Genomic DNA, 26,818 nt, shown 5'->3' on the forward strand with positions numbered 1-26,818 from the left:
AATTCATGACGACCCAACCCAAAGTTGCACTCATCACCGGCATCACTGGCCAGGATGGCTCGTACCTGGCAGAGCTGCTGCTGGAAAAAGGTTATATCGTGCATGGCATCAAGCGTCGTGCCAGCCTTTTCAACACCGCCCGTGTGGACCATTTGTATCAGGATCCGCACATTGATCATCGCAACTTTGTGTTGCATTACGGCGATCTCTCTGACACAAGCAACCTGGTTCGTATCGTTCAGCAGGTCCAGCCTGACGAGGTCTACAACCTGGGTGCCCAAAGCCATGTCGCGGTGAGCTTCGAAAGCCCGGAGTACACCGCAGATGTGGATGCAATCGGCACCCTTCGTCTGCTAGAGGCCATTCGCATCCTGGGGTTGGAAAAAAAGACGCGTTTCTATCAGGCGTCTACTTCCGAGCTGTATGGCCTGGTACAGGAAATTCCGCAGAAGGAGACGACGCCTTTCTATCCGCGCAGCCCGTATGGTGTAGCCAAGCTTTATGCCTACTGGATCACGGTGAACTACCGCGAGGCCTACGGCATGTATGCCTGCAATGGCATCCTCTTCAACCACGAAAGCCCGCGTCGTGGTGAAACCTTTGTCACGCGCAAAATCACACGAGGCTTGGCGAACATCGCCCTTGGACTGGACAAGTGCCTCTATATGGGCAACCTCGATGCGCTACGCGATTGGGGGCATGCAAAAGACTACGTGCGCATGCAGTGGATGATGCTGCAGCAGGAATCTCCCAAAGATTATGTGATTGCCACTGGCATCCAATACAGCGTGCGCAGCTTTATCGAAAAGGCGGCTGCTCAACTTGGCATTGTGCTGCGTTTTGAGGGACAGGGCGTCAATGAGCAGGCCGTTGTCAGCGCTATCCAAGGCGACAAAGCCCCGGCACTCAAGATCGGTGATGTGATTGTGCGTGTCGATCCACATTATTTCCGTCCGGCTGAAGTGGAAACCTTGCTGGGTGATCCCAGTCTGGCGAAGAAGGACTTGGGCTGGATTCCACAAATCACCTTGGACGAAATGGTGCAAGAAATGGTGGCATACGATTTGGAGCAGGCTCGTCAGCACGCGTTGCTCAAACACCATGGCTATACGGTTCCAGTCTCTCGGGAGAAATAAACGTCATGGAACGCAATGCCAGGATTTTTGTGGCGGGTCACCGTGGCATGGTCGGCAGTGCCATTGTGCGGACCCTGTTGACACAGGGTGTCGACGGCAAGTGCATCATCACTCGAGCGCATGCAGAGCTGGATCTGACGGATCAGTGCGCAGTGAATGAGTTTTTCGCCAAAGAAACCCCCGATCAGGTCTACCTCGCTGCAGCCAAAGTCGGGGGCATCCACGCCAATAATACCTATCCGGCCGAATTCATCTACCAGAACCTGATGATGCAGGCCAATGTGATTCATGCGGCGCATGTCCATGGCGTGCAAAAGCTGCTGTTTCTCGGCTCCAGCTGTATTTATCCCAAATTGGCTGCCCAGCCGATGAGCGAGGATGCGCTGCTCAGTGGCAAGCTTGAACCGACCAATGAACCTTATGCGGTGGCTAAAATCGCCGGCATCAAGCTGTGCGAGAGCTATAACCGCCAGTATGGCCGCGATTACCGCAGCGTGATGCCGACCAATCTGTATGGCCCGGGCGATAACTACCATCCGGAAAACAGTCACGTCATTCCTGCACTGCTACGCCGCTTTCATGAGGCAAAAGTGGCTCACGCACCTGAAGTCGCCATTTGGGGCTCGGGTACGCCGCGCCGGGAATTCCTCTACGTGGACGATATGGCTGCCGCCAGTGTTTTTGTCATGCAATTGGCACCACATGAATACGCAGCACAGGTGCAACCGCAACTCAGCCACATCAATGTGGGGTACGGCTCTGATGTGACGATTGCTGAACTGGCAGCTACCGTGGCGCGCGTGGTTAATTATCAAGGGCGTATTACCTTTGATGCCAGCAAGCCGGATGGTGCCCCTCGTAAGCTGATGGACTCCGGTCGACTCATTGCCATGGGTTGGCGTGCCAGGGTTGATTTGGAGCAGGGCCTGCAGCAGGCATATGAAGACATGTTGGCAAGTCAACGTGCTTAAGCAGATGAACAGCAAGGAATGTCCGTGTCATTGAAGTACAAAATCAGATTCTTGAAGGAATACCTGACATTTAAAAAAGCCGGCGGTAAAGTCGATAAGTTTTTTCCAATTTACTCTGACTACAAAGAGCAGGCAGGTTCTGCAACCGGACACTACTTTCACCAAGATCTGTTGGTCGCGAGCTATATCAGTAAAAATAACCCGACTCGACACATTGACATCGGTTCTCGGATAGACGGTTTTGTCGCTCACGTTGCTTCATTCAGACCGATTGAGGTGATTGATGTCCGTGAACTCCATAACACTGGGCATGACAATATCCGCTTTAAACGCATGGATCTGATGAATGCCGATGAAATTGAGCCGGCCATCTGTGATTCTTTATCGTGTCTTCATGCGATTGAGCATTTTGGCTTGGGACGTTATGGCGATCCGATCAACCCCTCGGGGCATCTGACGGGTTTCAAAAACCTCCTGAAAATGCTCAAGCCTGGGGGGACGCTGTACATCAGTTTTCCTATCAGTCATTCTGATCAGCTGCATTTCAACGCCCATAGAGTTTTTAGGCCCGACAGCATCTTGAACTGGCAGAACGAGACGGCCCTAGAGATGTTGAGCTTTTCCTTTGTTGATGATGCGGGTAACTTGCACAGGGAGGTTCCAATTTCTGCCGTTCCGGTTGAAACTGAATATGGCTGTGGAATCTACACATTCAAAAAGATCTGATCGCCATCGTGAATGGTCAAAAATCAAGTCATTGTGATGCGCCATGTGGCCTAAGCAAGTTATTGCAAGAATAGAAGGTGGTCTGGGTAACCAGCTTTTTCAGTATGCTGCGGCTCGGTCCCTGGCTGATCGGCTGGGTTGCGAACTGGCACTGGACTTGCGCGGGCTCGATCACAACGGTGATCGTCCATTTCAGCTTGACCTTTATCGTGTTCGTGCGTCAGTTGCCACTCCGGAGTTATTGGAAGGCTTGCCAGACTGGCGCTCGTCCCGTCTGGGGCGTTTCAAAGCCAATTTGTCACAACTCGCGCCCTCTGTTTTTTCGTTTCCTGTATTCTGGCCAGTCAGCTTCGCGTTTGATGCAAGGTTTGGCAGGATATCTCGGCCAGCTTATCTGGTCGGCTATTGGCAGTCAGAGAAATACTTTGCTTGGAATCGTGAACGTTTGTTGCAAGATATCCAACTGATCGCGCCACTGTCAGCGGATATTCAGCTGCTGGATCTGATTCGTAGCACACCTAGCGTGGCACTCCACATACGACGGGGGGACTACGTTCATAATGCGGCTGCAGCGCAGTTTCATGGACTGTGCGGTATGGATTATTATCAAGCCGCTATCGCGGCTCTCAAGGCGCGCATCCCTGAGATTCATGTTTTCGTCTTTTCAGATGAACCTTCTTGGGCGCGGGCCAACTTTAAGCTTGATGTTCCAACCCACTATGTAGATGCCAATCCGGTGGACATGGGTTATATCGATATGGAGTTGATGTCCCTATGCCGACATCACGTCATTGCTAACAGCTCATTTAGTTGGTGGGGTGCCTGGCGTTGCCAGAGTCCTGAACAATCCGTTTATGCTCCCAGCCGCTGGTTCGCTGATTCTTCCACCGATACGACTGATGTGGTACCGAGCCATTGGATCAAGATATGAATTTCGGTGTTGGTGTCGACGATCAGCCACTCATTTCAATCGTCATTCCAGTCCACAACGGCGCCAAATGGCTAGGTCAGACGCTTCAGTCTTTGTACGCACAAAGTTACCCGCATTTCGAGATTGTCTTGATCGATGATGCCTCGTCTGATGGACTCGAGGATGTCCTGAATGACAGCAAGGATGAGCGTCTACGAGTCGTTCATCTCACGACCAATGTCGGTGTCAGTGCAGCCCGCAATCATGGTATTGACCTGGCCAAAGGCAGTTATATCGCCTTTTGCGATGCGGATGATCTCAGCTTGCCTCAGCGGCTTGAGTTGCAACTGTCCTTTCTCATGCAGCATCCTGATATCGGCCTGTGCGGCAGCGGTTTTACCTGTTTCGATACACAAGACCGAGAAACTATTCAAAATCCGGAGACGGACGAACAGATTCGCAAGGCTTTGATGCGAGGCAATTGCTTTGGCTTATCCACGGTCATGGCGCGAGCGACGGCTCTCAAAGCGCACCATTTCGACCCAAACCTTCAGGTTGCCGAAGATTATGATCTCTGGACCCGGTTGGCATCGACGGGCGTTCGCTTGGCGAATTTGCCGGAGAGTCTTGTGCGTTATCGACTGCACCAGCAACAAGCAAGTCGGGCCAAAAGTGAGAGACTGGACCTCGCGTCACGTCGCATTCGGGGTCTGTATTGTGCAAGCCTTTTAAAGGATGAGCCCTTTTTAAGGCGTCTCAGCAGCGGGACAATTGGTCTGAATGATTTGACGCAGGCGGCTCGTAAAGTTGCAGATTTTTCCAAGTGCCATTCACAGTACACCGTCCAAGACTTTCGTTTCATGTTGGCTTGGTTGTACCAGCAGTTGCCTCATCACGGTTTGATGTCATGGTGGTGCTGGACCCGTATACAGAAACAGATAGGACTTGATCTGGATCGCAATTACAGGGTCAACATCGGACTGCTGGCCATTCTTCCGCATAAGCTGGCGCGTCAGTACTTTGATACGTTGATCAAACTTAAGCGATAGGCGTTTCATTTCACGGTTGCATGTACTGGTTCTTGTTTTTTTGCCGTAAATACATGGTTAAACGAATTGTTCAATTCATAAGTAGTTCTGGACCAGCGTGGCCCTGGCAAAGACAGCTCCCTGATGACACCTGCATTTGGGGGAGTACGCAGTATGAAATTGAGCGCGAGCCAGACAAGCCAATGGACTGGCTGGTCATTTATGAAGGGTGGACGCAGAAGAGTCTGTTTACCCGGATTCCTCGTGAACGGCGTATCTTCATCACGGGTGAACCAGAGAGTTTTTACCAATACCAGCCCAAATTTCTCGACCAGTTTGGGCATGTCATAACAACACAGCGGAAGATACATCACCCCGGTGCCATTTACACCCAAGTCGCCATCAATTGGTTTGTTGGAGTTCGATTTGAGGGAGCAGGTGGTCCTTATGTGCCGGTTTTGCGTTTTGCCGATTTTGAAAAAGGCAATCCGCCAAAATCCAAACTGTGCTCAGTTGTTTGCTCCAATAAGGCGGTGACGCGAGGTCATAGACAAAGATTGGCTTTTGTTCAGAGGCTTCAAGAGGAGTTTGGAGACCAAATTGATGTCTATGGCCGGGGATTTCGTGAAATCTCCGATAAGGACGAAGCACTTGCCGACTATCGCTTTCATATTGCTTTGGAGAATTCGGTGCATCCAGACTACTGGACTGAGAAATTGGCCGACCCTCTTCTGCGTGGCTGTTTTCCGATTTACAGCGGGTGCCAAAATCTAGAGGATTACTTTCCAGCCGGCAGTTATGTCCGAATTGACCTGAACAAACCGGACCAAGCTATCGCAATCATTACGGACGTATTGCAAGGAGAGTTGGACCAATCTAGCGCAAATCAGCGACAGGAAGCAAAACGCCGAGTCTTGTACGAGCACAATATCTTTGCGGTGCTTGAACGGCTATATACTCAATTTGAGCACGGTCGGGGGAAGGATGTTGCTTTAAAGGCAGGATCTTTGGTCCGCCTGTATTCAGATCATGAGGCAAAAGACTTCAAGTTCAGTCGACGTTTGCGCCGCTGGCTTCGTGGCCGCTAGAGAGCGTCAAACCACTGAACATGGCGGTCATGAAAAATAGCAGTTCAATGAAGTGGTCGCTACAGACCTCAGTGGTCAAATAGCTAATGGCGATCACAGGGATTGTCCAGACGGCGTACACACTCCAGAAGTCGGTACGCTGCCTAGCACGCCAGTAACTTACTAAAAGCGGTATCCAAAGTAATAGTAAGCCGGGTATGCCAAATCCAAGAGCGAAATCTAGCCAGCCGCTGTGGGTCGCACCCCGGTTTTTGCCGTTTGGTTTGCGAAAATCTGTCCATTTCTGGATGGCCAGAGCACCGAACGAGTGGTTGATCAGTCCGTAACCCCACGGATTTTCCTGAAGAAGCTTGAGTCCAGCGTAGCCCCACGCAACACGTTCATAAGTGCTTCCATTCACGGGAATGCCGTATTCATTCGATGGAACTGGTGAAATTTGATTTTTCCAATTGGAATGTTTTTCAATTTGAGAACTGATCTTATAGTCGGCAAGAAGGTTGGGCCAAGCAGGATTGTTGTCCAAATGCTTTTTAACTACGTAACCAAAGATGAGCAGGCATGCCAACAGCAGGATATAAATGCCAGTGCGGTGTGTCTTGATATGAGTGTTGCTGGTCAGGACATGAAACAAAAAATAGCCAAAAAGCAGTACGAACATCGCGAAACCATTTTTGGTGTTGGCAAAGTAATACGTTAGCACTGTGGCTAATAAGCCAAGCACGCCATACAGATACCAAATTGGGTGTTCACTTCTTCGAAGTGCTGATAGGATTTTGATGAACATGACGGGCAGAAACAAGCTGCCGAAGATAACAAGAGGTGTTTTCCCTAAGTATGGTGTCATGAAGAAATTTGCATGAATCCACTGACCGGTCTGAATGACTTCATAGGCGTATCGGATGCAAAATATGGTGATTGTTCCGCCGAGGCCCCAAATTAGTATGGTTTGCTGGACTCGCTGTACGCGAGAGGGCAAGTGATGAGCGGGGTCGGAGAGTACGAGACCTAAGGCGAGGCCTATGCTGGCAGCCAAGAAGTTCCGAAGCCAGTCGCCTGTCAATTCGTACCATTGTTCCTCGTGGTTGCCTGACAAGAAGAGAAAGTGAAAGACAAGCCAGATGAAGAATGAAAAAAATATGTAGACGGGCCAAGCAAAAAGGTGTTTCAGCTGCCAAGCATTCTTGGTCAGTATCATCAAAGATGCGAGGAAGCCGATCAGCAATAAAAGATGACGAACACCTATGGTGTTAGGCAATGGCCATATTGCAAGCAGACCAGCAGCTGCAAATAGAAGCACTGCTGCATAAAATTTTTTCTCTGTCATGTGATTTCGAATGATCAAATGCGGCCAGCGGCTCGTCTCAGTTTTCGGCCCAAGCGGGAGAAGAAGTGACCGCCTTCATTTGGCCAATCCATCTCACGTTCCCAAGCTGATTGATATATCGCGCCGCAATAGAATCGCGCTAATTTTTGCGAGGTGATTCCGGCGCGTCGGTCATGATCAAACTGCCAGGCGTAGTGATAGACCTTGAACAGAGCTTGGCAGGGCAGGAGTGGCACGGCACGGTAGGCAAGCAGGGCTTCGCCGTACCAGCGAGACTCAATGGGGGCCAAGGCAATTGCGTCGGCAAAGTTCATGCTTCGTGGCTGCAAAAAAAGTCTATCCAGGCTTTCCCAAACAGCGCGATGCCATACTAACGGGAAGGGGCCAAAGCTGTAGCGTCGACCAGCACGTCCAAAGAGCTGCTGCACTTGGTCGGCTTCTTTTGTGAAGGCTGTTACTACACGTTCTCGCTTATGACGCATAGCATCTTCTAGCAAGTCGTGCGCCTCATCGAGCATCGTATAGGGTGTGCCGTCTGGGGTCATGAAGTCGGCCAGGCCGAACGGCCGAATCAGGACGGCATCCGAATCCAGACACAGGTAAGCCGTAGAGAGCCCCAGGCGCCAAAATTCGGATTTCACAACCTGCTGGGAGACACTGCCGAGCATGCTTTGTACTTGAATCGGATCTATGCGCGGTGAGGCCTTGATGATCTCCTCGTCCGCCAGCAATTCTGCATCCAGCCCGGCGAGGTGCTCGCGAAACAGGGCCAACTCGGCTTGCGGCACCGAAACGTAGAAAGGAAGTTGCTCCACGTTGTAACGCTGGATGGATTGCGCCAGGCGAATCAGCCGCCGGAGGTCGGTGCTGTAGCTTTTGCAATAAAGCGCAAAAGGCTTCATGCCCGCCGATCTTCGTAACAGGTCATCACCTTGGCGGCAAACAGGCCAAGGTGCGTGGCGCGGGCCACCATGATGCGACGCAAAGTGTAGCGATCGTCACCGGCATGCACGCGTCCACGCTGTGTGGTGGTTGCGGTGACGTAGCCGGCTTCTTGCACCATGTGGCGATGTTCTGGTGCGAACCAGCCATAGGGGTAGCAGAAATGGCGAACCTCACAGCCCACGATCTGCTCCAGTTCGTGTTTGGATGAGGCAATCTGCTCACGTGCTTCGTCTGGTGGCAGTTTGGTCAGAGCGGCATGTGTGCGCGTATGGGAGCCGATATCCATGCCTGCATCACGCCAGGTGCGCCAGTCGTCCACGGTCATCAGCGGTTTCTCGGCAATGCCAAGGTGACGGTCCCAGCTATTGGTGCCGCCAATCATGCTGCTGACGCCATAACAGGTGGCGGTGAACCCATGTTGGCTGAGGACGGGCAGTGCATGGTGTACGTTGTTCTGGTAGCCATCGTCAAAGGTCAGTCCGACAACTTTGCCCGATTTTTCCCCTGTCAGGTAAGGTTCCAGGGCCGTCATGGAGAGGCCTTTGTAACCCATCAACTTGAGCAGCATCATCTGGCGCGAGAACGAACGCGGAGATACCACCAGCCCCCGCAATGGGGCGCCCCGTGCAGGTGGCTCGTCAATCTGGTGGTACATGAGGATGGGGATGTTCATGTCTGCATCCGGCTGAGGTTGGCGTAGTAGCCGCCTGCGGCTTGTAGTTCAGCGTGTGTGCCGCTCTCCACGATACGGCCATGATCCAGCACCAAGATTTTGTCGGCATGCTCGATGGTGCTGAGCCGGTGGGCAATCACCAGCGTGGTGCGGTTTTTCATGAGTGTGGCCAGGGCGGCTTGTACTTGGCGTTCGCTTTCTGTATCCAGTGCTGAAGTGGCCTCGTCGAGGATCAAGATGGGGGCATTCTTGAGCAGGGCTCGTGCGATGGCGATACGTTGACGCTGTCCCCCAGAGAGTTTGGCCCCGTCTTCGCCGATCAAGGTGTCCAATCCCTCAGGCATCTGCTGAATGAAGTCCCATGCGTTGGCTGCTTTGGCCGCTGCGATGACGTCTTCACGGCTGCAGATCTCACGTGCGCCGAAAGCGATATTCGCATTCACTGTATCGTTAAATAAAACGATGTCTTGACTTACGAGTGCGATGTTGTGGCGGAGGCTGGTCAGGGTCACGTCATTGATGTCGATACCGTCAATGCGAATTTGACCTGTTGTCGGCCTGTAGAAACGGGGTATCAGCGCGCTGATGGTTGTTTTGCCGCCGCCGGAGGCGCCAACCAAAGCGACTGTCTGTCCAGCTAAAGCGCGAAAGCTGATGTCAATCAGCGCCCGCCGTTCAGAGCCTGGATAGTTGAAACTGACATGGTTGAATTCGATTTCACCGTGGACTTGGCGCAATTCACCTTTCCCCGCATCTTGTTCTGCAGGGGTGTCAAGCAGTTCGAATACGCCTTCGCAAGCGGCCAGCCCACGTTGCATGAGCGGGCTGATGGTGGTCAGTTGCTTGATAGGGGATATCAGCAGCAGCATTGCGGTAATGAATGAAACAAAACCACCCGCCGAAGCGCCGGCCTGTCCTGTGCTTTGACTCAAGGCCAGAAATGTAATGATGGCGATGGCCAGTGATGCCGCAATGTGGGTAATCGGAGTGATGGCAGAGGACGGGACGGCCTCGCGCATCATGGATCGCCGGAAGCGCTCGGTATCCTTGTAAAACCGTTCGGTCTGTTGCGCTTGGCCACCATAGACTTTGATCACCTTGTGTGCGGCGACAGATTCTTCAATGGTGTGTGAAATGGTGCGCATGGCCTCCAGGCTATTGCGGCTTGCGGCACGCATCCGTTGACCGAATCCCTTCACAATGAGTGCAATCAGTGGTGCGATGGCAAGCGTGATCAGCGTGAGTTTCCAGTCGAGATAAATCAGGTAGGCAAGTAAGGCGACTGCGGTCAGACTTTCGCGTACGGCAGACACAAGAACATTGGTAGCGGCCTGATTGACGTTGTCAGCGTCATACAGGAGCCGTGAGATCAACTTGCCAGATGAATGCTCGTGAAACGTCTGTGTCGGCAACACCAATATTTTTGCGAACATCTGTCGACGTAGATCAGCCACAAGACGTGTTGATATCCAAGTCATCAGATAACTGGTGCAGAACGACAAAATGCCCCTGACAAAGAACAGAATCACGATGCCCAACGGAATCAGCCAGATCATGCGGGCATCTTGTGTTTTGAACCCGTTGTCCAGCAGGTACTTCATGATGGCGGGAAACACGGGCTCTGTTGCGGCGGTGCCGGCCATGCCCACAACAGCCAAGGCAAATGCCTTCCAGTACGGCCGCACATAAGACAGCAGCCGAAAATAAAGCGCGCTGTTGCCGGTTTGCATCAGGACCTGGTCGCCGGGGAAGCCGGCGCTTTCCACTCATCGCCTTTTTGAATTTCCAAGGCCTTCACATAGCGATAAAAGGTACCTTCGAAATTGCCCAGCGCAATCATGAATCCGGCCCAGCCATCAAGAAAACCCAGTTTGAAGATGTAATGCTTCACGAAAGACCAGAGACCATGGGCGAGCGCGGTGCCCATGGAAATTTTCTTGTGCTTGATTTTTTCGGCCCCGAGAGTCGAGTAGCGGTTCGCCTTGTGCAGAACCTCGCCCATGTTCTTGAACGGGAACTGCCAGATGGCGTTTTGCAGGGTGCCGATGGGTTTTGTGCTGTGCAGGACGTAGCCCTCGTGAACGGGCTTGAGGTCGTAGCTCATGCAGCCTTTGCGGAACAGCTGCGGCTGTCGGAAGTTCGGATGCCAGCCTGAGTGCCTGATCCACCGACCCATGAAATAGTTACGACGGGGAACGCGATAGACGTCCAGCGATTCTGGATTGTCTGCAATGGCGCGCGCCTCTTGCGCTACTTCGGGTGTGCAGCGCTCGTCGGCGTCAATGCTGAAGATCCATTCGTGGGTGCAGGCGGCAATGGCCTGGTTGCGCAGGTCGCCAAAGCCCTTGAATTCAACCTGGACCACTTTGGCCCCCAGTCGGGTGGCGATTTCAGGTGTGCCGTCCGTGCTCCAGGAGTCGACCACGATCACTTCATCGGCCCAGCGGGCGCTTTCGATGGTGGCCGTGACTTTCTCGGCCTCGTTGTAGGCGATGATGTAGACGGAAATTTTGCTCATCAGGGATGGTAGTATTCGGCGGCCTGTGCGGGTGATGCAGGGCGCTGCGAGCGCGTTGCCAGCCTCGTAGTCTAGTTCAAAATGGATGCTTCTGACCTGATTTCCGTGGTGATCACGACCTACAACCGCTGCGACGCCTTGCTCGCGGTGCTTGACGGATTGTCACGTCAGACGGATCGACGCTTCGAGGTGATCGTCGCCGACGATGGCTCTCGTGACGCGCATCGACAGCCGATTCTTGATGCCGCCGTGGCGCAGGATCTGCATGTCGTGCATGTATGGCATCCCGATGTCGGCTTTACCGCGTCACGTGTTCGCAACCGTGGCGTCGCTGCTGCCCGTGGCCAATACATTGTTTTCCTTGACGGTGATTGCGTGCCTGAGGTTGATTTCATCGCTCGGCATAAATGGCTGGCCCAACCCGGTTTTTTCGTCAACGGCAGCCGCGTGCTGCTTTCGCCCGAGCTGACGCAGCAGGTGGTCAGTGGCCGTGAGCGGGTCAGTGGACGCGGGTGGCGTTATTGGTTCAGGCAGCGCCTGGCAGGGCACGCCAGCAAGCTGACCGGCTTGTTGCGCTTGCCCGACTGGTCGGGGCGGGTGCAGCGCGACTTCACCTGGAAGGGCATCCGTAGTTGCAACATGGGCGTCTGGCGTACGGATTTCGAGCGGGTCGACGGCTTTGACGAGTCCTTTGTCGGCTGGGGGCATGAGGATGCCGACTTCGTGCTGCGTCTTCACCACAGCGGCGTTGCGCGCAAGAATGGCTTTTGTGCCACGGAGGTGTATCACCTCTGGCACAAGGAGGCAGCGCGTGACCATGAGTCGCAGAATGCCCAAACCGTACGAGAGAGAGAGAAGTCCGATGTGGTACGGGCTGCCTTGGGTTATTCGCAGCAGCGTATCCATGACGATGCCGTGATCACAAGATTGGGATAATAGACAAATGTTGAAACGCTCCTTGTTGTGTTTGATGGCCGGCATGATCGCTCTGCCGGCTCTGGCCCAGTTCCGTGTCGAGGTGTCCGGCATCGGTCTGACCCAATTGCCAATTGCCATTGCGCCTTTCCGTGGCGATGACACCTCGCCGCAGAAGGTGGGTGCCATCGTGCAGGCCGATCTGGAGCGCAGTGGTCAATTCCGCCTGATCGATGCCGCGGGCAGTGGTCTGGACGAGAATGCTCGGCCCGACATGTCCCCCTGGCGCCAGAAAGGGGCGGACTCCCTGGCAGCCGGCAGTGTGACGCGCTTGGCTGACGGACGCTACGACGTCCGTTTCCGCCTCTGGGATGCGGTCCGTGGTCAGGACCTGGGCGGCCAGAGCTATGCCGTGACCGTGGGGGACCTGCGGCTGGCTGCGCACCGGATTGCCGACTTCATCTACGAGAAGCTGACAGGCGACAAGGGCGCCTTCTCGACCCGCATTGCCTATGTGACCAAGGCCGGGGCACGCTACAGCCTGTGGGTTGCCGACGCCGATGGTGAGAATGCCCAGGCAGCATTGACCAGCCCTGAGCCGATCATTTCGCCGGCCTGGTCACCGAATGGCGCGCAGCTGGCTTACGTATCCTTCGAGTCGCGCAAGCCGGTGGTCTATGTTCATGACATCGCGACTGGCCGGCGTCGGCTGGTGGCCAATTTCCGTGGCTCCAACAGTGCGCCCGCCTGGTCGCCTGATGGCCGCACACTGGCCGTGACCTTGAGTCGTGATGGCGTGTCACAGATCTATGGTCTTGATGCTGCTGCAGGTGGTGAGCCACGGCGTCTGTCACAGTCGTCCAGCATCGACACCGAGCCGGTCTACTCGCCCGATGGCAAAAGCATCTACTTTGTCAGTGACCGGGGGGGCAGCCCGCAGATTTACCGCATGCCGGCCTCGGGCGGTGCAGCTGATCGCGTGACTTTTACCGGCACTTACAACATTTCGCCCTCCATCAGCCAGGACGGCCGCTGGCTGGCTTACATTTCCCGCGTGAGCGGCGCCTTCAAGCTGCATGTGATGGAACTTGCCAGCGGCAGCACGACTCCCATCACGGAAACCAGTGCCGATGAAAGCCCCAGCTTTGCTCCCAACAGCCGCTTGATCGTCTATGCGACCAAACAGCACGACCGGGAAGCACTGATGACCACGACGCTGGACGGCAAGCTCAAGGCCCGATTGGCCGGGCAGGGCGGGGACATTCGGGAGCCGGACTGGGGCCCGTTCCAGAAGCAGAATTAACCGATTGATCCAACATACTTACAGGAGTTTTTAGATGTCGATGAAAAAATATGCCTTGATCTTGGGCGCAGCCTTGTTGATGGTTGGTTGCGGCTCTTCTGTCAAGCTTGACGATGTGCCCGTTGAAAACCGCTCCGGTGCTTCCGTTGACGGCGCTGATGCCAATGCTGCCGGCAAGAACGGCGTTGCCTCCGTCGATCTCGACAAAAGCAAGCTCGGCGTTGCTCCGGCGGGGCCGCGTGTCGTCTATTTCGACTATGATAGTTATGTCGTCAAGCCGGAATTCCAATCCGTGATCGAAGCCCATGCCCGCCACATCAAGGCGGACAAGAATCGCAAGGTGGCCATTGAGGGCCATACCGACGAACGTGGTGGTCGTGAATACAACCTGGCTCTGGGGCAAAAGCGTGCCGAGGCCGTGCGCCGTGCGCTGGTGCTGCTTGGCGCAGCAGACAGCCAGGTCGAGGCCGTGAGCTTTGGCAAGGAGAAGCCTGCTGTCCAAGGCAGCGACGAAGCGGCCTGGTCCAAGAACCGTCGCGCTGAAATCAGCTACCGCTGAAACTGGCAGGAGATTCGGCTGTGACCCGATATACGCGACTGACAGGCGCGCTGCTGCTGGGCTGGGCCGCCTGCACGGCCCAGGCCGGCTTGTTTGAGGACGATGAGGCCCGGCGCGCCATTGTTGATCTGCGCAGCAGCCAGGAAGACGCGCGCCGCTCCAGCGAGGAAATGCGGCGCAGCATGCTGGATCTGCAAAACCAGATCGAGGCCCTGCGCGCCGATCTGGCCCGGATGCAGGGGCAGAACGAGCAGCTTGCACGCAGTGTGTCGGAGTTGCAGCGCCAGCAGCGTGACGTGATGCAAGGGGTGGACGAACGCCTGCGCAAGTTCGAACCTATCAAGGTCTCGCTGGATGGTCGTGAATTCATGGCCGAGCCGGCCGAAAAACGCGATTTCGAAGCTGCACTTGGCATCTTCCGCAAGGGGGATTTCGCCGCGGCCCAGACGGCCTTCGTTGACTTCACTAAGCGCTATGCCCAAAGCGGCTATGCGCCATCAGCGTACTTTTGGCTTGGCAATGCCCGCTACGCGACACGCGACTACAAGGAAGCAGTGCAGAACTTCCGCACACTGCTGACGCAGGCGCCGGATCACTTGCGTGCGCCAGAAGCCGTGCTGTCGATTGCCAACTGCCAAGTGGAGCTGAAAGACCTGCGCGGGGCACGCAAGACCTTGGACGAGCTGGTCAAGGCCTATCCGCAATCCGAGGCCGCGGCCGCCGCCAAAGACCGTCTGGCCCGACTCAAGTAGGGCGCGCCCAGGAAGCAAGATCGCCTAAAATTCTGGGATGCAAGTCTCTGAATTGTCCGCGCTCAACGCGCAGGTGTTGATCGCCGCTTTTGTTCTTTCCATCATCTTTGGCGCCATCACGCAGCGCACCCATTTTTGCACCATGGGGGCCATCAGCGATGTCGTCAACATGGGCGACTGGACGCGCATGCGCCAGTGGGGTCTGGCAGCCGGTGTCGCCATGGCTGGTTTTGCCCTCTTGGCCTACGCCGGCATCATCGATCCGACCAAGACCCTGCATGCGTCGAACCGCTGGCTCTGGCTCTCCGCGGCCGTTGGCGGTGCGTTGTTCGGCTTCGGCATGGTGCTGGCCTCTGGTTGTGGCAGCAAGACACTGGTTCGTGTCGGTGGCGGCAGCCTGAAGTCGCTGGTGGTCCTGCTGGTCATGGGGTTGGCGGCTTTTGCCACCATGAAAGGCATCACGGCCGTCGTGCGCGTGGCGAGCGTAGACCAAGCCTTCATCGAGTTTGCTTCCATCGCCAACCTGCCGCATCTCGCCGCGGCAGCTTTCGGTGTGTCGCCCGCATTGATGACTTTGGCGCTGGGCCTGCTCATCGGCGGTGCGCTGATCATCTGGGCTTTGCTCGGACGCGAGTTCTGCCGTTTGGACAACCTGCTGGGTGGCCTGGGTATCGGTGCCATCATTGTCGCGATGTGGTGGGTCAGCGGGCATCTGGGTTTTGTTGCCGAACATCCGGAGACGCTTGATGAGGTCTTTCTGGCCACCAACTCCGGCCGTTCCGAATCCATGAGCTTTGTGGCGCCGATTGCCTATGCGCTGGACTGGCTGATGTTATTCAGTGACAAGAGCAAGGTCCTGTCAGTGGGGATTGTTTCGGTGGCGGGTGTCATCGTCGGTTCCGCCATCATGGCGCTGGCCAGCCGCAGCTTTCGCTGGGAAGGATTCCGCGGCACCGAAGATCTGGCCAACCACCTGGTCGGCGCTGTGCTCATGGGCATTGGCGGCGTTACCGCGATGGGATGCACGATTGGCCAGGGCTTGACGGGTATCTCCACCTTGGGTGCTACAAGTTTTGTAGCTGTCGCCGCCATCATGGCGGGCGCAATCGCCGCATTCAAGTATCAGATGTGGCGGCTTGAGCGCGTCGCCTGATTGGGCGCCATGGATGCAGAGCGACGCTTCGGCGGGCTGGCGCGTCTGTACGGCCTCGCCGGCGCGCAGCGCATCCGCGCCGCACACGTTGCGGTCATTGGCATCGGCGGAGTCGGCTCCTGGGCGGCAGAGGCCTTGGCGCGCAGCGGGGTCGGGCGTCTGACGCTGATCGACCTCGATCATGTGGCCGAATCGAACATCAACCGTCAGATTCACGCGCTGGAAAGCACACTCGGTCAAGCCAAGGTACTGGCCATGCGCGACCGCATCGCCCAGATCAACCCGGATTGTGTGGTTCAGTGCATTGAGGAGTTTGTCGAGCCTGACAACTGGCCTGGCTTGCTGCCGGCAGGTGTGGATGCCGTCATCGACGCCTGTGACCAGGTGCGCGCCAAAACTGCCATGGCGGCTTGGGCACTGCGGCACAAGACCCTTTTCATCACCGTGGGGGCTGCTGGCGGCAAACGCCTGGCGCACCAGGTCGACATTGAAGACCTGAGCAAGACCACGCATGACCCCTTGCTGGCCCAGTTGCGCTACCGCTTGCGCCGTGAGCACGGTGCAGCACGCGATGGGAAGAAGATCGGCGTCGCCTGTGTCTTCAGTCGCGAGTCCGTCAGGCAGCCTGATGCTTCCTGCTCCGTTGAAGGTGACGGCTCGCTGAACTGCAGTGGCTATGGCTCACTGGTGTCTGTCACGGCCACTTTTGGGCAGTGTGCGGCAGGATGGGTGATGAACGAAATTTCAGTTCTTCCTTGAAGAGAGGGTCGAAAAAACGCTATAATTTGAGGCTTGGCAAAACAGCAAAAAATGTTTTGCCAAGGCCCTGATGGGACGTTAGCTCAGTCGGTAGAGCAGCGGACTTTTAATCCGTTGGTCGCGTGTTCGAGTCACGCACGTCCCACCAAAATTCAAAGGACTTGGTTTAACAGCCAAGTCCTTTTTTGTTGTCTGTACGTTCCAAAATACACCGTCAGTTGTCCCCGCTGTGCGTGGTTAAAGTTGTGGATATCTTGCCTGATAACTCGGATGAGCCACGCCAGCCTTGGCCTCCCAAGGGCTGCCCAAAATGCAGGCAACATCCAACGACGACCTCAACGATCAGTGGTGAGGTGATGCCTGCACCTGAAACGAGCTGAGGGACCTGAGCCGCTGGAAGTCGAGAGCGTGGTGGACCGCGATGCCAATTCTGCAGCGAAGAATCCGTTGTCCGCTGCGTCTCGAATTGAGCGTGGAGGACGTGGACGAAACGTGATTTCTTTGTCACGTTTAAGTCGCGATCAGAAATGAAAAAGCCCCAGCACTTACGTGCTAGGGCTTATCAAATTTGGCTCCTCGACCTGGGCTCGAACCAGGGACCTACGGATTAACAGTCCGGCGCTCTACCGACTGAGCTATCGAGGAACAAGACTTAAATTATAGCGTCATTTTTGTCGGCTTCGCAAGTGAGACGAAAAAATTTGGCTCATCGATCCGAGCGGAGCGGCGTCATCAGCGACTGGAGTTGCGCTGCTGCCGCTTCCGGGTTGTCGGCACCTGTGATGGCACGTACCACCGCCACGGAACCCACGCCGCTGGCGAGCACTTCGGGCAGTTTGCTGGCATCAATGCCGCCAATGGCAACAAGCGGGTAGTCGCGCATCAGGCGTGCGTACGCATGCAATCGGCCAGCCCCCTGCGGGGCCGTTGCCATTCGCTTGAGCGTGGTCGGGAACACCGCACCCATGGCGATGTAACTTGGGCTGACGCGGTCGGCGCGCAGCATTTCGGCATAGCCGTGGCTGGAGAGTCCCAGGCGCAGGCCGGCTGCCCGGATGGCGGCGAGGTCGGCGACGTCCATGTCTTCCTGTCCGAGGTGCACGCCATAGGCGCCGGCGGCAATCGCGGCTTGCCAGTGGTCGTTGATGAAGATGCGTGCATCGGTGCCTCGTACCGCGTCCACCGCGGCCTGAACTTCGCGTTGAATGGCGCTGGCGTCATCCGACTTGAATCGCAATTGGACCGTGGGCACGCCGGCGCGAGCCATCCGTCCCACCCAGGCGGCATCGGGCAGTACGGCGTACAGGCCCAGTGCTTTCGGGCAGGGGGCAAAAGCATCCTCGCGAGGCCAGGGGCGCATGCCAAAGTCGGCCGGCTCCTCGGGCCAGGCCTTGGCGTCGAAACGGCCTGTGCGACGTGTCATGGCTTGCCAGGCCTGGGCCAGACATTCAGCATCGATTTCGACAAAGCCCATAGCCTTGCAGGCCTGCTTGGCAGCCCGATAGACGGGGTCAGTGCTGCCGTAGGTCATGGCAGCCTGACTTTCGACAGGCAGGGCCAGGGCGGCCTGGTGTGCGGCGACGATGGCCGCGGCCTCGAGGGATAGTGCGTTCACGGCGAGGTTCATGCGTGGTGCCAGAAAGGGGTGCCCAGTAACGGCGTACTCGGCTGGGCGGACTCTTGTTCGGCCATGGCGCCGGAGCGATATGCATCGCGTCCGGCCTGGGTTGCGGCGGCGAAAGCGCCGGCCATGGTCACGGGCTCCTGCGCCAGCGCGACGGCGGTGTTCAGCAGCACGCCATCAAAGCCCCATTCCATCACCTGGCAGGCATGAGAGGGGCGTCCCAGGCCCGCGTCCACAATCATCGGTACGTCAAGCCGTTCGCGCAGCACGCGCATGGCATAGGGGTTGATGGGCCCCTTGCCGGTGCCGATGGGCGCAGCCCAGGGCATGACGGCCTGGCAGCCCACATCCACCAGGCGCTGGCACAGCACAAGATCTTCGGTGCAGTAGGGTAGTACTTTGAAATCGTTCTTGATCAGCCAACTGGCGGCTTCCACCAGGTTGAGCGTGTCGGGCTGCAGGGTGTAGTCGTCGCCGATCAGCTCGAGCTTGATCCAGGCCGTTTCGAACACCTCGCGCGCCATCTGTGCCGTGGTGATGGCTTCCTGGATGCTGTGGCAGCCGGCGGTGTTGGGCAGCACCGGCACGTTCAACGCCTTCAGCAAGTTCCAGAAATCGTTGCCGCTCTCACCGGGGGCCGCCGTCTGACGGCGCAGCGAGGCCGTGAGCATGGCCGGCTTGGCTTGTTTTACGGCGGCTTCGAGCACGGCCGGCGACGGATAGCGCGAGGTGCCCAGCAGCAGGCGACTGTGGAAGGTTTCGCCGTATAGGATGAATGGGTCTTGGATGGGGGCGGTTTGCATGTCAGCAGTCCATGTGGTTTGCGATGGCATATGTGTGGAAGAACCCAACCGGGAAACGCCGTGGAACCGGCTTGGCCGGGCCACTGGCGTTGCCCCCTGCAAGGGGGGAGGAGGAGCGACACGAAGTGCGCGCAGCCTGGGGGTGTGCCACTTTATCCACCGGTGACAGGCGCAATGATGTCAACGCGATCACCCGGCTGAAGTCGATGTTCGCCGTACTGCGTCTTGGGCACGAACTGCGTGTTGACCGCGGCCGCAAACGGCGGCTTGGCTTCAATGGCCGCAATGGCATCGAGCAGCGTTGCCCCGTCGGCGAGTTCGTACTCGTTCTTGTTGATGAAGACTTTCATGGATTCAGGTCGGCACAGTTTCCAGATGCAGGTCGAGTGAGTTCGCCAGTGTAGTGCGCTGCTCGTGCACCAGTTCCAGCACGGCGTCGAGCAGGGCCGGGGAGATCATGAAGCCGTGGCGGTACATGCCGTTGATTTGCAAGCTGCGGGGCCCCAGCTGACGGATGGCCGGCAGGTTGTCCGGCAGGGTGGGGCGGCACTGGCTGGCGATCTCCAGGATGCGCGCTTCGGCAAAACCGCTGTGCACGGCGTAAGCCGCGCTCAGCAGTTCCAGCGTGGAGCGCACGCTCGGTGGCGAGAGGTCATTGCTCTCAATCTCGGTGGCGCCGATCACGAACACGTGGTCCTGCTTTGGCGCGATGTAGATCGAATAGCGCGGGTGGACCATGCGTGTGGGGCGGCGCAGGGTGACTTCGGGGGCATGGATGCGCGCCACTTCGCCGCGGATGCCGCGCAACTGCGGCCATTGCGCTTGTGCACCCAGGCCGCGGCAGTCGAACACCCAGTCCGGCTGGCCTGCCGTGCCGGGGGCGAAGTCCTGCGGGGCGCGCGGGCTGTTCCAGTGCAGGTCAACCTTGAGTGTTTGCAGCTCGTGCAGCAGGGCCGCCAGCAACTGGCGGTTGTCGAGCTGGCCTTCACCCGGCAGGTACAGGCCTTGTGTGAAGCGGTTGCCCAGCGCAGGCTCGTACTCGGCCATGCCGGTAGCATCAAGCGCCTGCATCTTGGGCAAGGCGGGCACCTTTTCCTGGTTGGCCTGCAGCAGGCGGGCAAAACGCTGGGCGTCGGCGGCGTCTTGGCGGTGCCAGACGATGAGCGTGCCGTCCTGCTGAAAAAACACCGGCTGCGACAGCTGCGCCAGCAGTTCGGGCCAGCGTGTGAGCGCGTAGCGCCCCATTTCCACCACGCTGGGCTCGGTGACGGCGGATTCGGCCAAGGGGGCCAGCATAGCGGCCGCGATGCGGGCAGGCGAGCCCTGGGCATCGGCGCCGCCGGCTTCATACACGGTGACGGCATGGCCGGCACGAGCCAGTTGCCAGGCGAGCAGCCGGCCCATCAGGCCGGCGCCGAGGACGACAGAGGAGGGGCGGGAAGGGGAAGTGGTCATTTCAAAATACCCTGATAATTTTCGTCATGACGAACACAACGATTTCTGCCAACGAAAAACACTACCCGCGTGTGCTGTCCATCGCGGGTTCCGACAGCGGCGGTGGCGCCGGCATCCAGGCCGACCTGAAGACCTTCAGCGCGCTGGGCTGCTATGGCATGACGGCCATCACGGCCATCACGGCACAAAACACGCAGGGCGTGCGCGCCATCCACGGCGTGCCGCCCGAGATCCTCAAGGCACAGATCGAAGCGGTGGTGGAAGACATCGGCGTTGATGCGGTGAAGATCGGTATGTTGCACGCGCCCGAGGTGGTGCGGGTGGTGGCGCAGGCCATCCGTCAGTATGGGCTCCGGCAGGTGGTGCTTGATCCGGTGATGGTGGCGACCAGCGGTGACCGCCTGATTGCAGAAGAAACGGTGCAGGTGCTGGTGCAGGAGCTGTTCCCGCTGGCGACCGTCATCACTCCCAACCTGGACGAGGCCGAGCTGCTGCTGGGCCATCCGATCGAGGGCATTGCCGCTCTGGAGCCGGCGGCACGCGAGCTGCAGGCGCTGGGGGCACCCAGCGTGCTGCTCAAGGGCGGCCATTTGCCAGGAACCGACGTGGTGGATGTGTTGCTGGAGAAGAGCCAGCCGTCGCAACGCCTGGCGTCGCAGCGCATCGAGAGCCTCAATGTCCACGGCACCGGCTGCACCTTGTCGTCTGCGATTGCCGCCCATCTGGCACTGGGGCTGGATCTGGCCACTGCCGTGGCCCGGGCCCGGGCCTATATCCTGCGCGCGATTGCTGCAGGCGCTGATGTGCGCACCGGTCACGGCCACGGTCCGCTGAACCACGGTTATGCGCCGATGGCGATGCAGACCTTGTCTGCGCCCCGATGACTTTTCCGCACGCGTCATGACAATCGTTTCAAAGGCAGGGGCGGCGGGCGGCGGGGCCAAAGCGCATCAAGAGTCGATACGCGGCCTGTTGAGCCTGCTTCCCTGCGCGAGGATTACCTCAGTCAGGTTCAAAGGGACTGTCTCAGTCGCGGCCCACCTATTTCAGGCGGGGCAACACCCCCAGCGAATGTGCTCTTGTGAGCACAGGCGAATTTTAGAGCCAAGAAAAAGCCCGCTCTGAGGCGGGCCTTAACTTGTTTCGGCGAATGTTGACCTGGGTCAGTCGAACACCGGCGTTTCCACGCCCAGCACCTTGTGCAGCTTGGGGCTGGTGGTGGTGTACTGCAGGTGGACCTTCTTTTCCGGGAAGATGAAGGGCATGGCGCCGAAGGCGGCCAGGGCGCATTCGTGGAAGCCCGACAGGATGAGCTTCTTCTTGCCCGGATAAGTGTTGATGTCACCCACGGCAAAGATGCCGGGCACGCTGGTGGAGAACTTTTCGGTGTCCACCACGAGCTGCTTGCGCTCGATCTCCAGGCCCCAGTCGGCGATCGGGCCCAGCTTGGGGCTCAGGCCGAAGAACACCAGCAGCACGTCCATGGGCACCACGCGGGTGACACCATCGCCGCCGGTGACCTTGACCGCGGTGAGCTTGCCGTCCGTCTCTTCGAAGCCGGTGACCTGGCCGACGATGAACTGCATCTCGTAGGCGTCGCACAGTTCCTTCATCTTGGCCACGCTGGCCGGAGCCGCCTTGAAGCCGTCACGGCGGTGCAGCAGGATCACGCTCTCGGCCTTGTTCGGGCCTTCGGCGGTGAAGTTCAGCGTCCAGTCGAGCGCGGAGTCGCCGCCGCCGACGATCACCAGGTTCTTGCCGGCGAAGTCGGCCGGGTTCTTGACGCGGTAGAACAGCTGTGAGCCTTCAAACTTGTCCAGGCCCTCGACCTTCAGTGTGCGCGGCTGGAAGGCGCCGACGCCAGCGGCGATGAAGATGGTCTTGGTCAGGAACTGGGTGCCCTTGGAGGTTTCGACGAAGAAACGGCCGTCGTCCTGCTTCTGCACCACGGTCACTTCCTGGCCCAGGTGGAAGGTGGCGCCGAAGGGCTCGATCTGCTTGAGCAGGGAATCGGTGAGTTCCTTGCCGGTGCACACCGGCACGGCCGGAATGTCGTAGATCGGCTTGTCGGGATAGAGCTCCATCGGCTGGCCGCCGGGATAAGCGAGCGAGTCGATCACGTGGGCCTTGATCTCGAGCAGGCCGAGTTCGAACACCTGGAACAGGCCCACCGGGCCAGCGCCGACGATGACGGCGTCGGTTTCAATGGGGCCTTCGTGGGCCTGGGCGGTTTTGATCACTTCTTGACTGAGTTTCGGTTCCATGCTTTTAGCGCAGCAGCTCTTTGAGCTTGCCGGTCTTGTCTTTCCACTCTTCCGCATCGGGGAGGGCGGCTTTGCGTTTGGTGATGCTCTTCCAGGTTGGCAGCTTGGCCAGCTCGGCGTTGAGCTTGGTCATGTGCTGCTGGTCGGACGGCACGTCTTCTTCGGCGTAGATGGCGTTGACCGGGCATTCGGGAATGCAGACGGCGCAGTCGATGCACTCATCGGGATCGATGGTCAGGAAGTTCGGACCTTCGCGGAAGCAGTCGACGGGGCAGACATCAACGCAATCGGTGTATTTGCAGCGGATGCAGGATTCGGTGACGACGTGGGTCATGCTGTAGTTCTGGAGGAAAAAGGGAAGAAGCCCTTGATTTTATTGGGTTTTGGGAAGTCTGGCGATTGTCGTCCTTGTCGGGGGCAGGGTTGTTGAGATAAGTCAATGCAAAAGGAGGGCTCCGGAGGTCTTGTGGGTGGCGGTATCCACCAGGATCAGTGAGCCCAGAACGCGCGAACGGGCGAAGGGCAAGGCCGCAATCGGCTCCTGCAGTGCCAGCTCGACATGGCCGATGGCATTGGGCTCCAGCTGGCTGGCGTCTTCTTCGGCCAGGGTGTTGATGTCCAGGCGGTGCACGATGCGCTTGACCTTGGCCTTGACCCAGCGGTGCCCATGCAAGGCCCAGTAGACGCGGCCGGCCACCAGCGCTTCGTCGTCGAGCCAGGCCACGGTGCCCAGCAGTTCGCGGCTGGGCGTCAGGCCGGCATCACCGGCTTGGCTGTCGGCACCGGCCAGCAGCCAGTCACCACGCGACACATCCACCTCGCGGTCCAGCACGATGCCGGCGCTGTGGCCAGCGGCCACGGCCCCGGGCTGGCGCACGTGGTCCAGCACCTGGGCCACGGTGGCACTCTGCCCGCTGGGGAAAACGCGCACCGTATCGCCGGCCTGCACGCCGCCGGCAGCCACACGGCCCCAGAACACGCGCCGGCCCTGGCTGGTGTCGCTGGAAGAGGAAAATTTCTCCACCCACTGCACCGGGAATGCCAGCGGCAGGCCAGTGTCGGCGGCGGTCACGGGCAACTGCTCCAGGATGTCCAGCAGCGTCGGGCCGCCGTAGCCGCACCAGTTGGCCTCGGCCGGGGCATCCACCACATTCCAGCCCTTGAGGGCGGAGACCGGCACGGTGGCCGTCACGCTCAAGCCGGCGCTTTCGGCAAAGGCCAGCAGGGCGCTGCGGATGTGGGCAAAGGCCAGGGCCGCATCGGCCACGGCATCGAGCTTGTTGACGGCAAAGATGATGGACGGCACACGCAGCAGTTTCAGCAGCAGCGAATGGCGCCGCGTCTGCGGCAGCAGATCCAGGCCGGCCTTGGCCCAGTCCAGTTTGGTGGCATCCACCAGCACCACAGCGGCGTCGGCACTGGAGGCGGCCGTGACCATGTTGCGCGTGTACTGTTCATGGCCCGGGGCGTCGCCGATGATGAACTTGCGGTTCTCGGTGCTGAAGTAGCGGTAGGCCACGTCGATGGTGATGCCCTGCTCGCGTTCGGCGGAGAGACCGTCGGTCAGCAGGGCCAGATCGGTTTCGCCTTGGCGCTGCACGCCAGCCAAGTGGTCCTGCAGCACGGCGCGGGTGTCCACCAGCAGGCGGCCGATCAGCGTGCTCTTGCCGTCATCGACCGAACCGCAGGTGATGAACTTCAGCGCGGATTGCGTGTCATTTTTGCCGGAAGGCACCGTGGAATATGCGGTAGCAGCTATTGATTTTGTAGCGGTTGTCATAAGAATCTCTTTCCGAATGCAGTGCTTCCAACCCAGGGGCACCGCGGAACCGGCTTCGCCGGGCCGCTGGTGCCGCCCCCTGCAAGGGGGGTGGCGGCCACACGAAGTGGGCAAGCCTGGGGGTGTGTCAAAAATACCCGTCCTTCTTGCGTTTCTCCATCGAGGCGTCCGAGGTCTTGTCGTCCATGCGCGTGGCGCCGCGTTCGCTCACCTCGGCCGCCAGGGTCTCGATCACGATGTCGCCGGCAGTGGCCGCCAGGCTCGGCACCGGGCAGGTGCAGGTGATGTCGCCCACGGTACGGAAGCGCACGTCACGCACCACCACCTCTTCACCGTCGCGCGGCGGCGTGATCTCGGTCACCGGCACCAGCAGGCCGCGGCGTTCCACCACCTTGCGCGGGTGGGTGTAGTAGAGCGAGGGCAGGGCGATCTGCTCGCGCTCGATGTACTGCCAGACGTCGAGCTCGGTCCAGTTGGAGATCGGGAACACGCGGAAGTGCTCGCCCGGGGCCAAGCGGGTGTTGAACAGCGTCCACAGTTCCGGGCGCTGCGCCTTGGGGTTCCACTGGCCGAAGCTGTCGCGGTGGCTGAAGATGCGTTCCTTGGCGCGGGCCTTTTCCTCGTCTCGGCGCGCGCCGCCGATCAGCGCGTCAAAGCGGAATTCCTCGATGGCTTCCAGCAGCGTGACCGACTGGTGCACGTTGCGGCTCTCGCCCGGGTGGGCCAGGCGCACGGTGCCGCGCGCCATCGAGTCTTCCACGCTGCGCACGATCAGCTCGGCCTGCAGTTCCCGGGCGCGCTGGTCACGGAAGGCCGTCACCTCGGGGAAGTTGTGGCCGGTGTCGATCATCAGCAGCGGGTAGGGGATGCGGCCGACGCCGAAAGCCTTTTCAGCGCACTTGAGCAGCACCAGCGAATCCTTGCCGCCGGAGAACAGCAGGGTCGGGCGCTCGAAGGCAGCGGCGACTTCGCGCAGGATGAAGATGGTTTCCTCTTCCAGCGCATTCAGGTGTGCGTTGCTCAAATGGTGCACAGGCGTGTCCAGTAGTTCGTGTTGTGTGCGGGCGTTCATGGCAGGGTCTTCTTCCGTTATTCAGTGGGTCAGGTGCAGGCCGCACTCGCGTTGGTCTTCGCCCTTGGTCGGGTCCACGTAGTCGAAGTTGTTGGGCAAGCCGTGGAGCTCGCAGTACTGGTACAGGTCCTTGGACGACCAGTGCAACAGCGGGGCAACCTTGATCAGGCCGTCGGGGTTGATGCTCACGGGGTCCATCTGGGCGCGCACGGCGCTGTCCGTGGCACGCAGCGCCGTGAACCAGACCCTCGGGGCGGTCTCGCGCAACGCGCGGGCGAACGGCTCCAGCTTCACTTCTTCGGTGAAGGCCGCGTGGCGCGGATCGTCGAGCGCCGGCACCGGGCCGTCCACCGCCTCGCGGTGCGCGCGCGAACGCAGGGGCAGGTAGATGCGCAGGTTCAGCCCGAGCTGACGGGTCACTTCGTCGGCATAGCGGTAGGTGGCTTCGGTGTTGTAGCCGTTGTCCATCCAGATCACCGGCACATCGGGCTGCAGGCGCGTGACCAGATGCAGGATCACCGCCTCGAAGGGGCGGAAATTGGTGGTGACGATGGCCTTCTGGCCCAGGCCGAGCGCCCACTTCACCAGTGCGGTGGCGTCACGGCCATGCTGGGCGTTGATCTGTTCGATATCAAGGGTGCTGATGGCGCTCATCTCAGGCGGCTTTCAGGAAATGGGGTTTGGCCTGCACGGCATCGCCCTGGTAGAACTCGGCATACCGTGCCAGCTGGCGCTCGGCGATGGCCAGGTCCTGGTCGGCGCGCAGCACTGCCGACGTGAAGCCGCTGCGGGCCATCTGCTGCAACTGGTCGGCCAGCACGTTACCGGTGGCGCGGATCTCGCCTGTGAAGCCGAGGCGGCGGCGCAGCAGGAAGGCCTGGCTGAAGGCGCGGCCGTCGGTGAACTTGGGGAACTGCAGGTCGATGCGGTCGACACCGGCCAGCGAAACGGCGCGCGGATCGGCATCGTTCGCGAGTTCAAGCACGTTTTGGCCTTGGGGCGCCGTCGAATGGGCGCTGGCAGCTATCAATTTCATAGTGTTCATTCCTTCAGGCAGCGT

The 26,818-nt window shown here is 58.6% G+C and carries 28 protein-coding genes and 2 tRNA genes; 14 read left to right on the top strand and 16 right to left on the bottom strand.

Annotation, left to right across the window (positions count from 1 at the left end; genetic code table 11):
- The first annotated feature begins 5 nt into the window (after positions 1–5).
- Genes gmd through CDE01S_RS18210 form a run of 6 tightly spaced genes read left to right on the top strand, consistent with a single transcriptional unit; the run spans position 6 to position 5,859 of the window.
- Positions 6–1,136 carry a GDP-mannose 4,6-dehydratase gene (gene gmd / locus CDE01S_RS11810; RefSeq protein WP_066707533.1) on the top strand — a complete coding sequence of 377 codons (1,131 nt, stop codon included), beginning with the start codon at positions 6–8 and terminating at the stop codon, positions 1,134–1,136.
- Positions 1,137–1,141: 5 nt separating this feature from the next.
- Positions 1,142–2,107 (top strand): GDP-L-fucose synthase, encoded by a 966-nt coding sequence (gene fcl / locus CDE01S_RS11815; protein WP_066707536.1) that lies wholly within the window; start codon positions 1,142–1,144, stop codon positions 2,105–2,107.
- A gap of 51 nt (positions 2,108–2,158) precedes the next feature.
- Entirely contained in the window at positions 2,159–2,833 is a 675-nt protein-coding gene (locus tag CDE01S_RS11820; RefSeq protein WP_218016517.1) for a DUF268 domain-containing protein, read from the top strand.
- A gap of 43 nt (positions 2,834–2,876) precedes the next feature.
- Positions 2,877–3,764 carry an alpha-1,2-fucosyltransferase gene (locus CDE01S_RS18205; RefSeq protein WP_084382858.1) on the top strand — a complete coding sequence of 296 codons (888 nt, stop codon included), beginning with the start codon at positions 2,877–2,879 and terminating at the stop codon, positions 3,762–3,764.
- Positions 3,761–4,792 carry a glycosyltransferase family 2 protein gene (locus CDE01S_RS11825; protein ID WP_066707542.1) on the top strand — a complete coding sequence of 344 codons (1,032 nt, stop codon included), beginning with the start codon at positions 3,761–3,763 and terminating at the stop codon, positions 4,790–4,792. The genes CDE01S_RS18205 and CDE01S_RS11825 overlap by 4 nt, the downstream gene beginning before the upstream one ends.
- A gap of 20 nt (positions 4,793–4,812) precedes the next feature.
- Complete coding sequence (locus CDE01S_RS18210; protein WP_084382859.1) at positions 4,813–5,859, top strand: glycosyltransferase family 10 domain-containing protein; 1,047 nt, start codon at positions 4,813–4,815, stop codon at positions 5,857–5,859.
- On the opposite strand, the gene CDE01S_RS11830 is transcribed toward CDE01S_RS18210, so the two are convergent.
- The 5 genes from CDE01S_RS11830 to CDE01S_RS11850 are packed head-to-tail and all read right to left on the bottom strand — an operon-like array spanning position 5,822 to position 11,319.
- Positions 5,822–7,183: an O-antigen ligase family protein gene (locus tag CDE01S_RS11830; protein ID WP_157077112.1), complete on the bottom strand. Its 1,362-nt coding sequence runs from the start codon at positions 7,181–7,183 to the stop codon at positions 5,822–5,824. The genes CDE01S_RS18210 and CDE01S_RS11830 overlap by 38 nt on opposite strands.
- A 14-nt stretch (positions 7,184–7,197) precedes the next feature.
- Positions 7,198–8,085, bottom strand: coding sequence for a DUF6492 family protein (locus CDE01S_RS11835; RefSeq protein WP_066707547.1), 888 nt, complete (start codon positions 8,083–8,085; stop codon positions 7,198–7,200).
- Positions 8,082–8,801: a polysaccharide deacetylase family protein gene (locus CDE01S_RS11840; RefSeq protein ID WP_066707550.1), complete on the bottom strand. Its 720-nt coding sequence runs from the start codon at positions 8,799–8,801 to the stop codon at positions 8,082–8,084. The genes CDE01S_RS11835 and CDE01S_RS11840 overlap by 4 nt, the downstream gene beginning before the upstream one ends.
- Positions 8,798–10,567 (bottom strand): lipid A export permease/ATP-binding protein MsbA, encoded by a 1,770-nt coding sequence (gene msbA / locus CDE01S_RS11845; RefSeq protein ID WP_245636166.1) that lies wholly within the window; start codon positions 10,565–10,567, stop codon positions 8,798–8,800. The genes CDE01S_RS11840 and msbA overlap by 4 nt, the downstream gene beginning before the upstream one ends.
- Positions 10,531–11,319: a glycosyltransferase family 2 protein gene (locus CDE01S_RS11850; RefSeq protein WP_066707553.1), complete on the bottom strand. Its 789-nt coding sequence runs from the start codon at positions 11,317–11,319 to the stop codon at positions 10,531–10,533. The genes msbA and CDE01S_RS11850 overlap by 37 nt, the downstream gene beginning before the upstream one ends.
- 105 nt (positions 11,320–11,424) lie before the next feature.
- On the opposite strand from CDE01S_RS11850, the gene CDE01S_RS11855 reads away from it, so the two are divergent.
- The 7 genes from CDE01S_RS11855 (at position 11,425) to CDE01S_RS11885 (ending at position 16,908) form a co-directional block, all read left to right on the top strand.
- On the top strand, positions 11,425–12,255 hold the full coding sequence (locus CDE01S_RS11855; RefSeq protein ID WP_245636167.1) for a glycosyltransferase family 2 protein: 831 nt from the start codon (positions 11,425–11,427) through the stop codon (positions 12,253–12,255).
- A 7-nt stretch (positions 12,256–12,262) separates the two neighbouring features.
- Positions 12,263–13,537 carry a Tol-Pal system beta propeller repeat protein TolB gene (gene tolB, locus CDE01S_RS11860; protein ID WP_066707559.1) on the top strand — a complete coding sequence of 425 codons (1,275 nt, stop codon included), beginning with the start codon at positions 12,263–12,265 and terminating at the stop codon, positions 13,535–13,537.
- Between the two features lie 34 nt (positions 13,538–13,571).
- Positions 13,572–14,096, top strand: a complete 525-nt coding sequence (gene pal / locus CDE01S_RS11865; protein WP_066707570.1) for a peptidoglycan-associated lipoprotein Pal — start codon at positions 13,572–13,574, stop codon at positions 14,094–14,096.
- Positions 14,097–14,116: 20 nt separating this feature from the next.
- Entirely contained in the window at positions 14,117–14,848 is a 732-nt protein-coding gene (gene ybgF, locus CDE01S_RS11870; RefSeq protein ID WP_066707572.1) for a tol-pal system protein YbgF, read from the top strand.
- Between the two features lie 37 nt (positions 14,849–14,885).
- Complete coding sequence (locus tag CDE01S_RS11875) at positions 14,886–16,001, top strand: YeeE/YedE family protein (RefSeq protein WP_066707574.1); 1,116 nt, start codon at positions 14,886–14,888, stop codon at positions 15,999–16,001.
- A gap of 9 nt (positions 16,002–16,010) precedes the next feature.
- Complete coding sequence (locus tag CDE01S_RS11880) at positions 16,011–16,760, top strand: tRNA threonylcarbamoyladenosine dehydratase (protein WP_066707622.1); 750 nt, start codon at positions 16,011–16,013, stop codon at positions 16,758–16,760.
- A 72-nt stretch (positions 16,761–16,832) separates the two neighbouring features.
- Positions 16,833–16,908, top strand: a tRNA-Lys gene (locus CDE01S_RS11885).
- A 421-nt stretch (positions 16,909–17,329) separates the two neighbouring features.
- Here CDE01S_RS11885 and CDE01S_RS11890 read toward each other — a convergent pair.
- From CDE01S_RS11890 to CDE01S_RS11910, 5 genes are all read right to left on the bottom strand, one after another.
- A tRNA-Asn gene (locus tag CDE01S_RS11890) sits at positions 17,330–17,405 on the bottom strand.
- A 61-nt stretch (positions 17,406–17,466) separates the two neighbouring features.
- A complete protein-coding gene (gene thiE / locus CDE01S_RS11895) occupies positions 17,467–18,387 on the bottom strand; it encodes a thiamine phosphate synthase (RefSeq protein ID WP_066707576.1) in 921 nt (306 codons plus the stop codon).
- The gene (locus tag CDE01S_RS11900) at positions 18,384–19,187 is read right to left on the bottom strand and encodes a thiazole synthase (protein WP_066707579.1); all 804 of its coding nucleotides are present in this window, start codon (positions 19,185–19,187) and stop codon (positions 18,384–18,386) included. Before CDE01S_RS11900 ends, thiE begins: the two co-directional genes overlap by 4 nt.
- Before the next feature lie 152 nt (positions 19,188–19,339).
- Positions 19,340–19,537, bottom strand: a complete 198-nt coding sequence (gene thiS / locus CDE01S_RS11905) for a sulfur carrier protein ThiS (RefSeq protein ID WP_066707581.1) — start codon at positions 19,535–19,537, stop codon at positions 19,340–19,342.
- Positions 19,538–19,541: 4 nt separating this feature from the next.
- Positions 19,542–20,642, bottom strand: coding sequence for an FAD-dependent oxidoreductase (locus tag CDE01S_RS11910; RefSeq protein ID WP_066707584.1), 1,101 nt, complete (start codon positions 20,640–20,642; stop codon positions 19,542–19,544).
- 26 nt (positions 20,643–20,668) lie between these two features.
- On the opposite strand from CDE01S_RS11910, the gene thiD reads away from it, so the two are divergent.
- Positions 20,669–21,526, top strand: a complete 858-nt coding sequence (gene thiD / locus CDE01S_RS11915) for a bifunctional hydroxymethylpyrimidine kinase/phosphomethylpyrimidine kinase (protein WP_066707587.1) — start codon at positions 20,669–20,671, stop codon at positions 21,524–21,526.
- A 279-nt stretch (positions 21,527–21,805) separates the two neighbouring features.
- On the opposite strand, the gene CDE01S_RS11920 is transcribed toward thiD, so the two are convergent.
- The 6 genes from CDE01S_RS11920 to CDE01S_RS11945 form a co-directional block, all read right to left on the bottom strand.
- Entirely contained in the window at positions 21,806–22,906 is a 1,101-nt protein-coding gene (locus CDE01S_RS11920; RefSeq protein ID WP_066707591.1) for an NAD(P)/FAD-dependent oxidoreductase, read from the bottom strand.
- A 4-nt stretch (positions 22,907–22,910) separates the two neighbouring features.
- The gene (gene fdxA / locus CDE01S_RS11925; RefSeq protein WP_066707594.1) at positions 22,911–23,240 is read right to left on the bottom strand and encodes a ferredoxin FdxA; all 330 of its coding nucleotides are present in this window, start codon (positions 23,238–23,240) and stop codon (positions 22,911–22,913) included.
- 102 nt (positions 23,241–23,342) lie between these two features.
- Positions 23,343–24,686, bottom strand: a complete 1,344-nt coding sequence (locus tag CDE01S_RS11930) for a sulfate adenylyltransferase subunit 1 (RefSeq protein WP_066707598.1) — start codon at positions 24,684–24,686, stop codon at positions 23,343–23,345.
- A 127-nt stretch (positions 24,687–24,813) separates the two neighbouring features.
- Entirely contained in the window at positions 24,814–25,758 is a 945-nt protein-coding gene (gene cysD, locus CDE01S_RS11935) for a sulfate adenylyltransferase subunit CysD (RefSeq protein ID WP_066707602.1), read from the bottom strand.
- Between the two features lie 21 nt (positions 25,759–25,779).
- Entirely contained in the window at positions 25,780–26,412 is a 633-nt protein-coding gene (locus CDE01S_RS11940) for a phosphoadenosine phosphosulfate reductase domain-containing protein (protein WP_066707611.1), read from the bottom strand.
- 1 nt (position 26,413) lies between these two features.
- Entirely contained in the window at positions 26,414–26,794 is a 381-nt protein-coding gene (locus CDE01S_RS11945; RefSeq protein ID WP_066707614.1) for a DUF934 domain-containing protein, read from the bottom strand.
- Positions 26,795–26,818: the final 24 nt, after the last annotated feature.

It is taken from the genome of Curvibacter delicatus NBRC 14919, from assembly GCF_001592265.1.
Taxonomy (GTDB): domain Bacteria; phylum Pseudomonadota; class Gammaproteobacteria; order Burkholderiales; family Burkholderiaceae_C; genus Hylemonella; species Hylemonella delicata.

Excerpts from the sequence above, each read along its gene's own strand:
- gmd (WP_066707533.1), top strand. The coding sequence starts at position 6 with ATGACGACCCAACCCAAAGTTGCACTCATCACCGGCATCACTGGCCAG.
- fcl (WP_066707536.1), top strand. The coding sequence starts at position 1,142 with ATGGAACGCAATGCCAGGATTTTTGTGGCGGGTCACCGTGGCATGGTC.
- CDE01S_RS18205 (WP_084382858.1), top strand. The coding sequence starts at position 2,877 with ATGTGGCCTAAGCAAGTTATTGCAAGAATAGAAGGTGGTCTGGGTAAC.
- CDE01S_RS11825 (WP_066707542.1), top strand. The coding sequence starts at position 3,761 with ATGAATTTCGGTGTTGGTGTCGACGATCAGCCACTCATTTCAATCGTC.
- CDE01S_RS18210 (WP_084382859.1), top strand. The coding sequence starts at position 4,813 with ATGTACTGGTTCTTGTTTTTTTGCCGTAAATACATGGTTAAACGAATT.
- CDE01S_RS11830 (WP_157077112.1), bottom strand. The coding sequence starts at position 7,183 with ATGACAGAGAAAAAATTTTATGCAGCAGTGCTTCTATTTGCAGCTGCT.
- CDE01S_RS11835 (WP_066707547.1), bottom strand. The coding sequence starts at position 8,085 with ATGAAGCCTTTTGCGCTTTATTGCAAAAGCTACAGCACCGACCTCCGG.
- CDE01S_RS11840 (WP_066707550.1), bottom strand. The coding sequence starts at position 8,801 with ATGAACATCCCCATCCTCATGTACCACCAGATTGACGAGCCACCTGCA.
- CDE01S_RS11850 (WP_066707553.1), bottom strand. The coding sequence starts at position 11,319 with ATGAGCAAAATTTCCGTCTACATCATCGCCTACAACGAGGCCGAGAAA.
- tolB (WP_066707559.1), top strand. The coding sequence starts at position 12,263 with ATGTTGAAACGCTCCTTGTTGTGTTTGATGGCCGGCATGATCGCTCTG.
- pal (WP_066707570.1), top strand. The coding sequence starts at position 13,572 with ATGTCGATGAAAAAATATGCCTTGATCTTGGGCGCAGCCTTGTTGATG.
- CDE01S_RS11875 (WP_066707574.1), top strand. The coding sequence starts at position 14,886 with ATGCAAGTCTCTGAATTGTCCGCGCTCAACGCGCAGGTGTTGATCGCC.
- CDE01S_RS11880 (WP_066707622.1), top strand. The coding sequence starts at position 16,011 with ATGGATGCAGAGCGACGCTTCGGCGGGCTGGCGCGTCTGTACGGCCTC.
- thiE (WP_066707576.1), bottom strand. The coding sequence starts at position 18,387 with ATGAACCTCGCCGTGAACGCACTATCCCTCGAGGCCGCGGCCATCGTC.
- CDE01S_RS11900 (WP_066707579.1), bottom strand. The coding sequence starts at position 19,187 with ATGCAAACCGCCCCCATCCAAGACCCATTCATCCTATACGGCGAAACC.
- thiS (WP_066707581.1), bottom strand. The coding sequence starts at position 19,537 with ATGAAAGTCTTCATCAACAAGAACGAGTACGAACTCGCCGACGGGGCA.
- CDE01S_RS11910 (WP_066707584.1), bottom strand. The coding sequence starts at position 20,642 with ATGACCACTTCCCCTTCCCGCCCCTCCTCTGTCGTCCTCGGCGCCGGC.
- thiD (WP_066707587.1), top strand. The coding sequence starts at position 20,669 with ATGACGAACACAACGATTTCTGCCAACGAAAAACACTACCCGCGTGTG.
- CDE01S_RS11920 (WP_066707591.1), bottom strand. The coding sequence starts at position 22,906 with ATGGAACCGAAACTCAGTCAAGAAGTGATCAAAACCGCCCAGGCCCAC.
- fdxA (WP_066707594.1), bottom strand. The coding sequence starts at position 23,240 with ATGACCCACGTCGTCACCGAATCCTGCATCCGCTGCAAATACACCGAT.
- CDE01S_RS11930 (WP_066707598.1), bottom strand. The coding sequence starts at position 24,686 with ATGACAACCGCTACAAAATCAATAGCTGCTACCGCATATTCCACGGTG.
- cysD (WP_066707602.1), bottom strand. The coding sequence starts at position 25,758 with ATGAACGCCCGCACACAACACGAACTACTGGACACGCCTGTGCACCAT.
- CDE01S_RS11940 (WP_066707611.1), bottom strand. The coding sequence starts at position 26,412 with ATGAGCGCCATCAGCACCCTTGATATCGAACAGATCAACGCCCAGCAT.
- CDE01S_RS11945 (WP_066707614.1), bottom strand. The coding sequence starts at position 26,794 with ATGAAATTGATAGCTGCCAGCGCCCATTCGACGGCGCCCCAAGGCCAA.